Consider the following 14,748-nt stretch of genomic DNA (forward strand, 5'->3'; position numbering starts at 1 on the left):
GTTTAAACAAAACTTTTTCTTTGCACATAGAATTCATTCTCTGGAGTATTCATTTAAAGAGGGGGAATTTAAATTGAATTTTGTAATTGATAAATTAGAGGGTTTACATGTAGAATTTTCAAAGCTTGTTTGCATGATGAATTACGCTCGCTATACAACAATGCAAGCAGTGGAAGGTTTAACAATTGAAGAACTTGATTATTTATATGATAAGGAAGCAAATTCAATTGGCATGTTATTGTATCATATGGCTGCTGTTGAATTTTACTACCAGATTCATACTTTTGAAGACCGTGAACCAACGGAGACTGAATTAGAACATTGGTTACCTGCTATTGAGTTAGGGAGCCTTGGACGCGAGAAAATAAAAGGAAACTCTATAGAATTTTACATCCATACATTACAAGAAGTACGCTCTAAAACAATTGAAAGTTTTCAATCATTACCTGATGAATGGCTGTTTAAAAAGACAAACTTTTGGCATGACAAACCAGCAAATAACCACTTTAAATGGTTTCACGTATTTGAAGATGAAATCAATCATCGCGGACAAATTCGCTTAATTAAGAAGATGCAAAAAGCTCATTCAGTAAAATAAGAAAGTGCCACCGAATAAAGTGGCACTTCCTTCTATTCATTAACGAATAACTTTTCGTTTACTTTTTTAGCGAGTACCGCTACCGACATTAAAATACATATCAAATATAGCAATTTCGCAATAAACAACCACCCTTGAAACATTACAATTCCATCTATTATCTTATTTCCTTTCCATAACAAAAACGGAATCGTACTAATTATAATGACAAACTCAATGCTGAAAACAATTTTCTTTTTTCGGCTATATGCTTTCCATTCATCCCAGCGATACATAGGAGCAAAAATCAATACTCCTATACATAATATAACTGGTACCCATTCACTTTTAAGAAATTGCCCTGAAATAACTGATAATAGTAAACAAACGAGCACACCATAATATCCTATTTTCTCCCTCATTCTCCTTCTCCTGAAATTCCATTTTTAGGATTAATTGTATTTTATCATCCATCCCCCCCTTACCATTACAGTACATGAAATTTCATTTTTTCTTTTCCTATACTCACATACTTTCACTGTTTTCATACAATAAACTACACGAATGCCTAAGGATGTGAATGTTATGGGAGTTGAATTAACGCTATTACACGCTCTCTATATTCTTTGTTTACTCACTATTATTACCTTTTTTATTCTCCGGAAAGATACGACGATTATTTGTATCGTTTTTATCTTTTTATTAGCATTAACCGCTACAAGCTCTATCCCTCTTGCCGTTAGCGGTATTTTTCAAAGTTTCATTTACGCTATTACTGAGCTATTACCAACTATATTAATCATCTCTATTATCGTATCAATGAGCAATCTACTCGTTCATACTGGCATAAATGATACGATGATTTCACCATTTACAAAGATGATTCGTACCCCTGCACTTGCCTACTGGATCATCGGCCTTTTAATGATGACAATTTCTTTCTTTTTTTGGCCTTCTCCAGCTGTCGCCTTAATGGGAGCTATTTTATTCCCCGTCGCTGTACGCGTCGGTCTTCCTCCAATTGGGGTTGCCATTGCTATGAACTTATTCGGACACGGCATCGCCTTATCTGGCGACTTCGTTATTCAAGGTGCACCGAAATTAACTGCAGATGCGGCTGGACTCCCCATTTCCAGCGTTGTTTCTGCCAGTGTTCCTCTTGTAATTGTTATGGGTATTGTGACAACTTCCGTCGCATTTTTCTTCTTACGTAAAGAATTTCATACAGGCTTATCTATACAAGAGTCTATTCCATCAACTGGGTCTTCTAAAGCGCTCACTTCCTTATCTCCTCGGACAAAAAAATGGCTCGCTATTTGTATTCCAATCGTATATGTCATCGATATTCTTTGCATGATTCAATTTAAACTACAAGGAAGTGATGCAACTGCACTGATCGGCGGAACGACTGTTATTATGATTATCATCATTTCTCTCATCGCCTACAAAGGTAATGGACTAAATAAAACGACCGATTATTTTATAGAAGGGCTCCAATTTGGATTCAAAATCTTTGGTCCAGTTATTCCAATTGCTGCACTCTTTTATTTAGGAGATAGCGGCTTTGTGAAAATTATTGGAGACTATTTACCGAAAGGTTCACATGGAATCATTAACGACTTAGGGATTGCCTTATCTCAAACGGTCCCTTTAAACCAATACGTATCGGCGGGAACATTAGCTATCGTAGGTGTTATAACAGGCTTAGATGGATCTGGTTTTTCCGGTATATCACTTGCTGGTTCGGTTGCAAACCTTTTCGGAACAGCTTTAGGTCATGGAACAGCTACATTAACAGCACTCGGACAAATTGCGGCTATATGGACCGGGGGCGGAACGTTAATTCCTTGGGCGCTTATTCCTGCTGCTGCGATTTGCAAGGTAGATCCATTTGAACTTGCACGCCGAAACTTTTTACCGGTTGTTATCGGTTTAATTGTCACCACTATCTTTGCGATATTTATTTTATAACGTAAGCAAGTGTTCTCTTGCTTACATTTTTTCTTGTAAAATTCATCATGAATTACTGGTTTTCAAGAGGGATTCGTTATCACTTAGCGAAATTATATTAGGAGAGTAATTTTTTCAAAACGTTTACGAGAAACAGATTACTTCAATTAGAAAAGGGGACATACCTATGAATGAATTGATTTTCGTCTTATTAATTTGTCCGTTACTTATCTTTATCGTTTCTGTTATTGGAACACGCAAGACGAAAACATATTACGTAATGCCGCTTGTAACGTTTGCTAGTTTTTTAATAATAGGTGTTATCGCCTTTACTCCAAAATTTTTCTTTTGGGTTGGTATGTACAGCATCTTTTCATTTATCGTTTCTTATATGACGCTATTATTTGTAAGAGGATATGAAGTTGCGGAAAACGCTAAATAGTTATTAGCGAGGAGATTTTAATATGATTTTCTTTGATATTGATGGAACTTTACTTGATTACGATACTGCTGAGAAAAATGGTATCTCACATTTCTTCCAAAAGTATAATGATATTTTTTCAGGAAACGAATTAGAGGCTATGAAGCTATGGCATGAATTATCCGAGAAATATTTCAACAAATTTTTATCCAAGGAATTATCTTTTGAAGAACAACAAGGGATGCGAATGTATCATTTATTTAAAGCATACGGAGTAAACTTATCACCTTGGGAATCTCAGCACAGATTCAAGCAATATATAGAACTATATAAGAACAACTGGACCGCGTTTGAAGATGTACACTATACATTACAGACCTTGCAGCAAGGGGGTCACTCATTAGGTATCATTAGTAATGGTGACTATGAACAACAAGTCAAAAAATTAACTGCCCTAAACATTCTACAATATTTCAAATATATATTTACTTCTAGTGAACTTGGTATATCTAAACCAGACCCTGAAATTTTTCATAGAACTGCATTACAATTGAATCTTGAAATGAAAGATTGCTATTATATTGGCGATCAATTAGAGACTGATGCGATTAGTAGTACAGCAGCTGGGATGCAAGGGATATGGTTAAATCGGGATAACTCACAACTCAAGTACGATATTCCTACTATCTGTTCTTTACATGAAGTTTTAACAATAATATAAAAGACGACCGCGTTCCCCCGCGGTCGTTTTTTTTCATGTTACGCTGTGATCCAAGCTTCGTTAGCTGGATTTTTACGCCACTCTTGTAATTTTTTCGTTTCAGCTTGTCCGATCATACCTTTTTCTGCTGCTACTTCAGTTAATGCACTGTAGTCGCTTAAAGAGTATGATGCTACATTAGCTGCTTCTAGTTTTGTTTTTCCTGCTTCAAGCTCATATGTGAAGATTGATACGATCCCCAATACTTCACAACCAGCTTCGCGAAGTGCTTCTACACACGTAATTGCACTACCACCAGTTGAAATTAAGTCTTCTACTACTACTACTTTTTGACCTTTTTCAGCTTTTCCTTCAATTTGGTTTCCTTTACCGTGGCCTTTTGCTTTACTACGTACGTAGCACATTGGTAAATCCATACGATCGCTTACCCATGCAGCGTGCGCAATACCAGCAGTTGCTGTTCCTGCAATAACTTCTACAGTTGGGAAGTGCTCTTTAATTAACTCTTCTAATCCAGCTGCAATCGCTTGACGTACTTTTGGATAAGATAAGGTTAAACGGTTATCACAATAAATTGGTGATTTCATACCTGAAGACCAAGTGAATGGATCATTCGGTTGTAAAAATACTGCTCCAATTTCTAATAAATGCGATGCGATTTCTTTTTTCATACTGTTACACCTTCCCACTGTTGTTTTACTGTTTTATACGCTTCAAGCGGATTTTCTGCTTTCGTAATACTGCGTCCAACTACGATGTAGCTTGAGCCAAGTTCCCTCGCACGTTTCGGTGTTGCTACGCGCACTTGGTCATTAACATCATCACTTGCAAGACGAATGCCCGGTGTTACTGTTACAAATTCATTTCCGCATACTTCACGTAATTTTGGAACTTCAAGTGTTGAACAAACAATGCCATCAAGTCCACTGTCTTTCGTTAATTTTGCATAATGAGCAACCGCTTCTTCTAACGTTTTCTCAATGCCAATCTCTTTTTTCATCATAGCTTCCGAAGTGCTTGTTAGTTGTGTAACTGCAATACAAATCGGTCTCTCTTTTCCTTCTTGCTTACCTTCCTCTAATCCCTCAATCGCAGCTTTCATCATGCTACTTCCCCCAGCAGCATGAACATTTACCATATCAACATCTAGACTAGCTAGGCTACGCATAGCGCTTTTTACTGTATTCGGAATATCATGAAGTTTTAAATCTAGGAAAATCTTATGTCCTTTTTCTTTTAAGTACGTAATAATTGCAGGGCCTTCTTTGTAAAATAACTCCATACCTACTTTGACAAATAACTCTTCCCCTTCAAAGTGGTGTAAGAATTGTTCTACTTCTTGTTTCCCTGGAAAATCTAGTGCAACGATTAACGACTGTGACATGTTTGCTTCCAGCTCCTTCCTTGACATTCCGAAATATGATCAAATCCTAATTCATCTAGTAATGCTGGTAACTCTTCAATAATTGTCGGACATACGAACGGATCGATAAAGTTCGCTGTACCTACTGCAACTGCGCTTGCGCCAGCGTAGAAGAATTCAATTACATCTTCCGCTGTTTCAATACCGCCCATTCCGATAATTGGAATGTTAACCGCTTGACTTACTTCATGTACCATACGAATTGCTACTGGCTTAATCGCAGGACCTGATAATCCGCCTGTACGGTTTGCTAAAATTGGTTTAGCTGTTTTTAAATCTAGACGCATACCAAGCAATGTATTAATCATCGTTAAACCATCTGCACCTGCATTTTCAATCGCTTTTGCAATTTCCACAATGTTTGCCACGTTAGGTGACAATTTCACGTATACAGGTACTTCAGAAACCTCTTTTACTCGCTTCGTTAAATCAGCAGCAATTTCAGGATTTGTACCAAAGGCGATACCACCTGTTTTTACGTTTGGACAAGAAATATTTAATTCTAGTGCATGGACATTAGGCGCTTTAGAAATTTCCTTCGCAACCGCTACGTAATCCTCAGCCTGTGAGCCTGCAACGTTCGCAATAATTGGAAGGTCAAATTGTTCTAACCATGGTAATTCCGAATTCATTACTTTGTCTAATCCCGGGTTTTGAAGTCCGATTGCATTTAACATGCCGCCTGGTGTTTCAGCAACACGAGGCGTTGGATTTCCATAACGTGGTTGTTCTGTCGTCGCTTTAATCATGATTGATCCTAGTACACTTAAATCGTAAAACTGTGCATATTCACGACCAAACCCAAAGCATCCAGATGCCGGTATAATCGGATTTTTTAATGATAATCCTGGTAACTCAACTTGCAATCTGTTCATAGTACAACCTCCCCGATTGGAAATACTGGTCCGTCGCTACACACCTTCTTGTAAGAATGTCCACTTGGATCTTCTTGTAAGTGGCATACACATGCGAAACAAGCTCCAATACCACAACCCATACGCTCTTCTAATGAAATATAGGCTTTTTTCTTTTTGTAACGTCCTTCTAATGCACGAAGCATCGCTAACGGGCCACATGAATAAAGAATGTCAAAGTCGATTCCGTAATTATCAATTACATCTGTGACAAATCCTTTTGTACCGTGTGTACCGTCTACTGTCGCAACGTACGTATCACCAAGTTCTGCAAATTTTTCTTCATAGAAAACAACATCTTTCGTTTGAAAACCTAAGATGTGAATCACACGTACACCCTTTGCAACGAGGCGCTGTGATAATTCATAAAGTGGTGGTACACCAATTCCCCCGCCTACTAGTAAAGCTGTTTGACCAGCTTCTGCTTCTTCTACAGGAAAACCGTGTCCTAATGGTCCTAGTACATCTACCATTTCACCTTGTTTTCTAGTTGCTAATGTTTTTGTCCCTTGTCCTTCGGCACGATATAGCATTGTAAATTCGTTCTTCTCTTGATCTACATTACAAATACTAATTGGGCGGCGCAGAAGGGGCGCAATGCCCTCTGCTACCTTAATGTGTACAAACTGCCCTGGTTCGTTCATTTGCTGTACTAACGTTCCTTGAAGCACTAATTCGTAAATGTTTTTTGCGATTTCTTTTTGGTTAACGACGATCATATTTTGCTTTTGCATCATGCATGTACCACCTCGTGACGCTTTGTTTGCGTAATTTCTTTCATTGAATGAGCTGAGAATGTCATAGATTCTAATACTCGTAAGATTGCTCTTGTTGTATCAAGTGATGTTAAGCAAGCCACACCATTTTCTACTGATTCACGGCGAATGCGGAAACCATCACGCGCTGGTTGTTTGCCTTTTGTTAATGTATTGATTACAAACTGTGCTTTTCCTTGACGGATAATATCAAGTAAGTTATAGTCTTCAGAATCAATTTTGTTTACCACTTGCACTGGAATATTTTGCTCTGCTAACGATTGTGCTGTTCCAGCTGTTGCTAATAAGTTATAACCGATTTCGTGGAAACGTTTTGCAATTTCCATTGCCTCTTCTTTATCTTTATCGGCTACTGTGATGATTACTGATCCGTGCGTTGGGATGTTAATTCCAGAAGCAACTAATCCTTTGTATAATGCTTTTTCAAGCGTTAAGTCTTTACCCATTACTTCCCCTGTTGACTTCATTTCAGGTCCTAATGTTGTATCAACTGAGCGTAGTTTCGCAAACGAGAATACCGGTGCTTTTACATATACTTCTTTCTCTTCTGGGTGATAACCAGTTCCGTATCCTTGCTCTACTAAGTCTTGACCTAAAATAACTTTCGTTGCAACATTCGCCATCGGTACGCCCGTAATTTTACTTAAGAACGGTACTGTACGACTCGCACGTGGGTTTACTTCAATTACGTACACTTGATCTTTGAATACTACAAACTGGATATTTAGTAATCCAACAATGTTTAAACCTTTTCCAAGTGCAATTGTATGTTCAATGATTTGTTCTTTTAGTTTTTCAGATAAGCTTTGTGGTGGGTATACTCCAATTGAGTCACCAGAGTGAACTCCAGCGCGTTCAATATGTTCCATAATACCTGGAATGAATACATTCTCACCGTCTGAAATTGCATCTACTTCAATTTCTTTACCAACCATGTAACGGTCAATTAATACCGGATGCTCTGCATGAACTTTAACTGCATTTTTCATGTAGTGCAGTAATTCTTCTTGACGATATACGATTTCCATCGCACGTCCACCTAGTACGTAAGACGGTCTTACTAATACTGGATAACCAATTTCTTCAGCGATTGCTACTGCTTGTTCTACAGTTGTTGCTGTTTTACCAACTGGTTGCGGGATACCAAGCTGTGTTAGAGCTGCTTCAAACTTATCACGATCTTCTGCGCGGTCTAAATCTTCAAGTGATGTTCCTAAAATTTTCACACCGTGTTCTTCTAATTTCGCCGCTAAGTTAATTGCCGTTTGTCCACCGAACTGAACGATAACACCTTCTGGCTTTTCTAAATCGATAATGTGCATTACATCTTCAATTGTTAATGGTTCAAAGTATAATTTGTCAGAAATACTGAAGTCTGTTGAAACTGTTTCTGGATTGTTATTAACAATGATTGCCTCATATCCAGCTTCTTTAATTGCCCATACAGAGTGAACTGTTGCGTAGTCAAACTCAACACCTTGACCGATACGGATTGGACCAGATCCTAGTACAACCACACTCTTACGATCTGTTCTAACCGATTCATTCTCGTCACCATATGTGCTGTAGTAGTATGGTGTTGCAGATTCAAACTCTGCCGCACAAGTATCTACCATTTTATAAACAGGAGTTATATTGCTTTCTTTACGTATATCGTAAATTTCACGCTCTGTTTTATTCCAAGCTGCTGCAACGTAGTGATCGCTGAAGCCCATTTCTTTCGCAGTTTGTAGTACTTCCATATTTCCTACATTCGCTTTTACTTCACGTTCCATATTTACGATGTTTTCAACTTTTTGTAAGAAGAAGAAGTCCATTTCACACCATTCGTTGATTTCTTCTTTCGTTACACCTTGACGAATTGCTTCTGCTACAATAAACAGTCGCTCATCATCAGCTTTTATAATGCGTTTTTTCATTGTTTCTTTATCAATTTCTTTTAAATGCTCTAACTCTAAGTGATAAACGCCAAGTTCTAAAGAACGAACCGCTTTTAATAATGATTGCTCTAAGTTACGTCCGATTGACATAACTTCACCAGTTGCCTTCATTTGTGTACCCAGTGTTCTGTTTGCTGATTCAAACTTATCAAATGGCCAGCGCGGAATTTTTGAAACAACATAGTCTAATGCTGGTTCGAAACAAGCGTATGTTTTTTGTGTTACTGGATTTATAATTTCATCTAATGTTAGACCGACTGCAATTTTTGCCGCTAGCTTCGCAATTGGATATCCAGTTGCTTTAGATGCTAGTGCAGATGAACGACTTACACGCGGGTTTACTTCGATTACATAGTATTGGAAGCTATGTGGATCAAGTGCAAGCTGAACGTTACATCCACCTTCAATTCCTAATGCACGAATAATTCGTAATGAAGTGTTTCGTAACATTTGATATTCACGGTCACTTAATGTTTGGCTCGGTGCTACTACGATAGAATCACCTGTGTGAACTCCAACTGGATCGATATTTTCCATATTACATACTACAATCGCGTTATCATTTGAATCACGCATTACTTCATATTCAATTTCCTTACAACCAGCAATGCTCTTTTCTAATAAACATTGTGTTACTGGACTATGTTTTAATCCACCTGATACGATTTCAATTAGTTCTTCTTCATTACTACAGATTCCGCCACCTGTTCCCCCCATTGTAAATGCTGGGCGAACAATAACTGGATATCCAATTTCTTTTACAAATTCATGTGCTTCTTCTAGCGTATGAATGATGGTACTAGATGGAATTGGTTCATTTAATTCCTGCATTAATGTACGGAATAAATCACGATCCTCCGCTTGCTCAATTGCTGATAATTTCGTTCCTAAAATTTCAACTCCACACTCTTCAAGTATGCCTGATTTCGCAAGTTCAACAGCCATGTTTAAACCTGTTTGACCACCTAATGTTGGTAAGATCGCATCTGGACGTTCTTTACGAATGATACGGCTTACGAATTCTAGTGTTAATGGTTCTATATATACTTTATCTGCTGTTGCAGTATCTGTCATAATTGTTGCTGGGTTAGAGTTAACAAGGATTACTTTGTAACCTTCTTCTCTAAGAGATTGACAAGCTTGTGTACCAGAGTAGTCAAACTCTGCTGCTTGCCCAATTACAATTGGTCCTGATCCGATTACTAAAATTGTGTTAATGTCTAGGCGTTTTGGCATAACTCTTCCCCTTCTTTCTTGAAGTTTTCAATCATCGCTAAGAAATCTTCGAATAAATCATTTGCATCTTCTGGTCCTGCTGAAGCTTCTGGATGATATTGTACTGTAAATGCTGGGAACTTCGTATGACGAAGACCTTCTACTGTTCCATCATTTAAAGCGACATGTGTAATTTCAAGTTCTGTATTTTTAACTGATTCTTCTTCTACTGCGTATCCATGGTTTTGAGATGTAATTGCTACTTTTCCAGTTGCAAGATGTTTTACTGGATGATTTAAACCACGGTGACCGAATTTTAACTTACTTGTATTCGCACCAGATGCTAGAGCGAACAATTGATGTCCTAGGCAAATTCCGAATAAAGGAACTTTACCGATAATGTCTTTTAACATTTCAATTGCTTCTGGTACATCTTTCGGGTCTCCAGGTCCATTACTTAACATAATTCCATCTGGGCTAAGGCGTAAAATCTCTTCTGCTGTTGTATTGTAAGGTACTACAATTACATCACAATCACGTTTATTTAATTCTCTTAAAATACCATGTTTCATCCCGAAGTCTACAAGTACAACTCGGTGTCCACGGCCTGGGCTTGGGTATGGATCTTTCGTTGATACGCGTTTCACGTGATCTGTAAATACTGTCGCTTTTAATTGGCTCACGATGTATTCTACATCTGCATCCATGTTACATAGACGTCCACGTAATGTACCGTATTGACGAATTTTTCTCGTTAATTTTCTCGTATCAACTCCTGCTAAGCCTGGGATGTTTCTTTCTTTTAAGTAATCATTTAACGAAATTTCATTACGGAAGTTTGATGGGTGATCACAAATTTCGTTTACGATTAAGCCATTTACAGATGGGTGAATCGATTCAAAATCGTCACGGTTAATGCCGTAGTTTCCGATTAATGGGTACGTGAATGTTACGATTTGACCGCAATATGATGGATCAGATAATGTTTCTTGATATCCAGTCATTCCTGTTGTAAATACAACCTCACCTGACTTTTCAATTTCGCCTCCGAAACCTTTTCCAATTAATACCGTTCCATCTTCTAAGATAAGTTGTCTTTTCATACTAATGCACTCTCCTTTTGCCATGCGATCTTACCACCAACGATTGTCATTACCGGCCATCCTTGGCATTTCCAACCTGCAAATGGTGTATTTTTTCCTTTTGATAAGAATGTTGTTGGGTCAATCTCTTCTTCTTGTTCTAAATCAATGATTGTAATATCAGCTGTTCTACCTTCTTTTAGGCGACCAGCTTCTAAGCCGAATGTATCAGCTGGCTTTTCTGTTAAGAATTGAATTAACTGTTCTAGCGTAATAACTCCCTTTTTCACAAGGTTTGTGTATAGAAGCGGGAATGCTGTTTCAAAACCAGTAATTCCGAACGGTGCTCTTTCAATTCCTTGTGCTTTCTCTTCCGCTGTATGCGGTGCATGGTCAGTTGCAATCATATCGATCGTTCCATCTAATAAACCTTCAATTAATGCTGCATGGTCTTCTTTTCCACGAAGCGGTGGGTTCATTTTAAAGTTAGGATCAACTGATGGGATATCATCTTCACATAACACTAGGTGATGTGGTGTTACTTCTGCTGTTACTTTAATTCCAGCGCGTTTCGCATCACGGATTACACGTACAGAACCTTTTGTACTTACGTGACATACGTGATAGTGACAATCTGCTGCTTCAGCAAGCAGTATATCCCTTGCAATATGTACAGATTCACATACTGATGGGATACCGTTTAATCCGTGTTTCTCAGAAAACTTCCCTTCATGTACACAACCTTTATTAATAAGCGTATTCTCTTCACAGTGCGCAACTACTGCCATATTTAATTTCGCTGCACGTTTCATAGCCGCTAACATCATGCTAGCATCTTGTACGCCTACGCCGTCATCTGTGAAAGCAAATGCTCCAAGTTCTTTTAATGTTTCGAAATCTGTCATTTCAGAACCAGCTTGACGTACTGTAATTGCTCCGTATGGTAGTACGTTAACATGCGCTTTTTCTTTAATACGTTTTTGCAGGTCTTCCATATGTTCTCTGCAATCTGGTACTGGGCGTGTATTTGGCATTGAGCAAATTGTAGTGAATCCACCTTTTGCCGCTGCTAGTGTACCTGTTTCAATTGTTTCTTTATGTTCACCACCTGGTTCACGAAGATGTACGTGTACATCTACTAATCCAGGTGCGATTAAATTTCCGTTCACTTCGATTACTTCAGCATTATCTGCCGTAATATTTTCTGCTACCTTAGCGATTTTACCGTCTTGTACGAGAAGATCTGTTGCTACGATTTTTCCTTCTTCATTCATATAACGACCATTTTTAAACAAATAATTCATGTTTCATTCCTCCTAATACATTTGGTAAGGCGCGTTTTAGTACAGCCATTCTTACGTAAACCCCATTTTCCATTTGTTTAAATATGCGTGAACGCTCACACTCAACAAGTTCACTTGCAATTTCAACATCACGGTTTACAGGAGCTGGATGCATAATAATGCTTCCTTCTTTCATACGCTTTTCTCTTTCTACTGTTAATCCGTGTTTCTCATGATATTCTTTCATAATGTCTGTTTCATAATGATCATGACGCTCATGTTGTACACGGAGTAACATCATTACATCCACTTCTGGAACAAGTTCATCTAATGGTTTGTATGTTCCAAATGTGTTGTCTTCATCTTTCCACTCTTCTGGACTGGCAAAGTAAATTGTTGCACCCAACTTCGTTAATGCTTCTGCATTAGAACGTGCTACTCGGCTATGACGAACATCTCCTACTATTGCAATCTTCAAACCTTCAAATCTTCCAAACTCTTGTTTAATTGTAAGAAGGTCGAGTAGGCACTGCGTTGGGTGGTTTCCACATCCATCTCCAGCGTTTAAGATCGGGATATTCACCTGATCTTTTAGTTCATCGAAGTAGCGATCTTGCTCATGGCGGATGACCACTGCTTTTGTTCCGATTGATTCTAGTGTTCTTATCGTATCGTATAAAGTTTCTCCTTTTTGTACGCTAGATGCATCAGCTGAAAAGTTTAAAACATCTAGTCCTAATCTCTTCTCAGCAACTTCAAAGCTAAATCTCGTTCTCGTACTATTCTCAAAGAACAAGTTTGCAACAAAAGTTTGCTCTGTCGTTTTGCTCTCTTTTCCATTCGCAAAATCTTCTGCATCTTTTAGGATTTCTGAAATTTCTACTTCCGATAATTCACTCATCGTTAACAAATGGCTCATCGTCATCCCTCATCTTTCTGATTTTTATGTTACCACTTTTGTATTTTTATAACAACGTTTGTATAAAAATACCCTAATCATGTAAGACTAGGGTGCAAGGAAGAAGCCACCCTTTTCTGTCTCACAGGACTGAATTAAAAGGTTATTATTATGAAGCAATCTGCTTAGGTTGTTTTATTTGTTTCGTTTCCGGTAGTAGTAGATTTAACAGTACACCTACAATTGCTGCTAGTGCCATTCCTTCTACTTGGAACGATTCTCCTACGTGAAGTACCGCTCCACCAATACCGATTACTAGTATTACTGATGCAATCATTAAGTTTCGTTTGTCACTTAAATCTGTTTTATCATCTACCATCATGCGTAATCCGCTTGATGCAATTACACCGAATAGTAAGATTGATACCCCACCCATAACTGGTGTTGGGATCGAATGAATCAGCGCAGAAATCTTACCGATAAATCCGAACATGATTGCGAATACTGCTGAACCGATGAATAAGTATACACTGTATGCTCTCGTAATTGCTAGCACACCGATGTTTTCACCATACGTTGTATTCGGTGGTCCACCTATTAGTGATGCAATCAATGTTGCTATTCCATCACCGAAGATTGAGCGATGTAAACCTGGTTTTTCAATTAAATCTCTTTTAATAACATTTCCAAGTACAATTTGATGTCCGATATGCTCTGAAATTGTTACTAGTGCAACTGGTACCATCAAGAGTACTATCTTCCATGAAAACTCCGGAGTATATGTTACAAATGGTACTGTGAAGTCTGGTACAACAAACCATTTCGCCTCAGCTACTGGTTTTAAATCGACTAATCCTTGGAAGTATGCGAAGATGTACCCCCCGATAATACCGAGTAAAACTGGTATTATACTGAAGAACCCTCTTCCGAATATCGAGCATATAATTGTAATTGCTAATGTTACTAATGCTACTGAAAAGTGTATAAAGCTATATTTGCCATCCGCACCGTTCATCGCCATGTTAACTGCTGTATGTGCTAACGCTAAACCGATTACCATTACTACCGGCCCAACTACGATTGGCGGAAGTAATTTCATAATCCACTCTGATCCTGATTTCTTAATTCCGAGTGAGATTAAGATGTACACAAGCCCTGCTAGCAAACCACCAAGCATTGCTGCTCCCGGTCCACCTGCCGTTTTCGCTGTTATAATCGGTGCGATAAAGGCGAATGATGATCCTAGATAGGCAGGTACTTGACCTTTCGTTATAAGAAGAAACGCTAACGTTCCTAATCCACTTGATATTAATGCTACTGATGGATTCAATCCTGTTAAAAACGGAACAAGCACTGTTGATCCAAACATCGCGAACAAATGTTGTATACTCAAAAATAACCATTTTCCCGGTTTCGGTACTTCATTAACGTCTAACACTGGCTTTTGTTCCATTGTTACATCCTCCTTCAGTTTAAATCTTTGCAATAAAAAAACTCTTTGTGCCTGTGCACAAAGAGTCCTACACTTTCGTATGCCAAATTTGACAT

At 38.2% G+C, this 14,748-nt stretch carries 14 protein-coding genes; 4 read left to right on the plus strand and 10 right to left on the minus strand.

Annotation, left to right across the window (positions count from 1 at the left end):
• Window positions 1-73 precede the first annotated feature (73 nt).
• Entirely contained in the window at window positions 74-598 is a 525-nt protein-coding gene (locus tag JFU02_RS10685) for a DinB family protein (RefSeq protein ID WP_086407623.1), read from the plus strand.
• A gap of 32 nt (window positions 599-630) precedes the next feature.
• Here JFU02_RS10685 and JFU02_RS10690 read toward each other — a convergent pair whose 3' ends face one another.
• Complete coding sequence (locus tag JFU02_RS10690) at window positions 631-999, minus strand: YoqO family protein (RefSeq protein ID WP_061666366.1); 369 nt, start codon at window positions 997-999, stop codon at window positions 631-633.
• A gap of 163 nt (window positions 1,000-1,162) precedes the next feature.
• On the opposite strand from JFU02_RS10690, the gene JFU02_RS10695 reads away from it, so the two are divergent.
• The 3 genes from JFU02_RS10695 to JFU02_RS10705 all read left to right on the plus strand — a co-directional run bounded on the left by JFU02_RS10695 (window position 1,163) and on the right by JFU02_RS10705 (window position 3,669).
• The gene (locus JFU02_RS10695) at window positions 1,163-2,548 is read left to right on the plus strand and encodes a hypothetical protein (RefSeq protein WP_000537888.1); all 1,386 of its coding nucleotides are present in this window, start codon (window positions 1,163-1,165) and stop codon (window positions 2,546-2,548) included.
• Window positions 2,549-2,714: 166 nt separating this feature from the next.
• Window positions 2,715-2,969 carry a YbeF family protein gene (locus JFU02_RS10700; protein ID WP_001003940.1) on the plus strand — a complete coding sequence of 85 codons (255 nt, stop codon included), beginning with the start codon at window positions 2,715-2,717 and terminating at the stop codon, window positions 2,967-2,969.
• A 22-nt stretch (window positions 2,970-2,991) separates the two neighbouring features.
• Entirely contained in the window at window positions 2,992-3,669 is a 678-nt protein-coding gene (locus tag JFU02_RS10705) for an HAD family hydrolase (RefSeq protein WP_000575785.1), read from the plus strand.
• A gap of 38 nt (window positions 3,670-3,707) precedes the next feature.
• On the opposite strand, the gene pyrE is transcribed toward JFU02_RS10705, so the two are convergent.
• From pyrE to uraA, 9 genes are all read right to left on the minus strand, one after another.
• The gene (gene pyrE, locus JFU02_RS10710) at window positions 3,708-4,340 is read right to left on the minus strand and encodes an orotate phosphoribosyltransferase (RefSeq protein ID WP_000711453.1); all 633 of its coding nucleotides are present in this window, start codon (window positions 4,338-4,340) and stop codon (window positions 3,708-3,710) included.
• On the minus strand, window positions 4,337-5,053 hold the full coding sequence (gene pyrF / locus JFU02_RS10715; protein WP_098323872.1) for an orotidine-5'-phosphate decarboxylase: 717 nt from the start codon (window positions 5,051-5,053) through the stop codon (window positions 4,337-4,339). Before pyrF ends, pyrE begins: the two co-directional genes overlap by 4 nt.
• The gene (gene pyrD, locus JFU02_RS10720; RefSeq protein ID WP_001081049.1) at window positions 5,038-5,967 is read right to left on the minus strand and encodes a dihydroorotate oxidase B catalytic subunit; all 930 of its coding nucleotides are present in this window, start codon (window positions 5,965-5,967) and stop codon (window positions 5,038-5,040) included. Before pyrD ends, pyrF begins: the two co-directional genes overlap by 16 nt.
• Window positions 5,964-6,743 (minus strand): dihydroorotate oxidase B electron transfer subunit, encoded by a 780-nt coding sequence (pyrK, locus tag JFU02_RS10725; RefSeq protein WP_000983360.1) that lies wholly within the window; start codon window positions 6,741-6,743, stop codon window positions 5,964-5,966. The genes pyrD and pyrK overlap by 4 nt, the downstream gene beginning before the upstream one ends.
• Window positions 6,740-9,958 carry a carbamoyl-phosphate synthase large subunit gene (carB, locus tag JFU02_RS10730; RefSeq protein ID WP_061666364.1) on the minus strand — a complete coding sequence of 1,073 codons (3,219 nt, stop codon included), beginning with the start codon at window positions 9,956-9,958 and terminating at the stop codon, window positions 6,740-6,742. The genes pyrK and carB overlap by 4 nt, the downstream gene beginning before the upstream one ends.
• A complete protein-coding gene (locus tag JFU02_RS10735) occupies window positions 9,943-11,040 on the minus strand; it encodes a carbamoyl phosphate synthase small subunit (RefSeq protein ID WP_000828674.1) in 1,098 nt (365 codons plus the stop codon). The genes carB and JFU02_RS10735 overlap by 16 nt, the downstream gene beginning before the upstream one ends.
• Window positions 11,037-12,323, minus strand: a complete 1,287-nt coding sequence (pyrC, locus tag JFU02_RS10740; protein WP_001108388.1) for a dihydroorotase — start codon at window positions 12,321-12,323, stop codon at window positions 11,037-11,039. The genes JFU02_RS10735 and pyrC overlap by 4 nt, the downstream gene beginning before the upstream one ends.
• On the minus strand, window positions 12,307-13,221 hold the full coding sequence (gene pyrB / locus JFU02_RS10745; RefSeq protein WP_000018849.1) for an aspartate carbamoyltransferase: 915 nt from the start codon (window positions 13,219-13,221) through the stop codon (window positions 12,307-12,309). The genes pyrC and pyrB overlap by 17 nt, the downstream gene beginning before the upstream one ends.
• A gap of 148 nt (window positions 13,222-13,369) precedes the next feature.
• Window positions 13,370-14,653 carry a uracil permease gene (uraA, locus tag JFU02_RS10750; protein WP_000435924.1) on the minus strand — a complete coding sequence of 428 codons (1,284 nt, stop codon included), beginning with the start codon at window positions 14,651-14,653 and terminating at the stop codon, window positions 13,370-13,372.
• Window positions 14,654-14,748 lie beyond the last annotated feature (95 nt).

Origin of the sequence: Bacillus sp. TH13 (genome assembly GCF_016651175.1) — a bacterium.
Classification (GTDB): Bacteria; Bacillota; Bacilli; order Bacillales; family Bacillaceae_G; genus Bacillus_A; species Bacillus_A thuringiensis_S.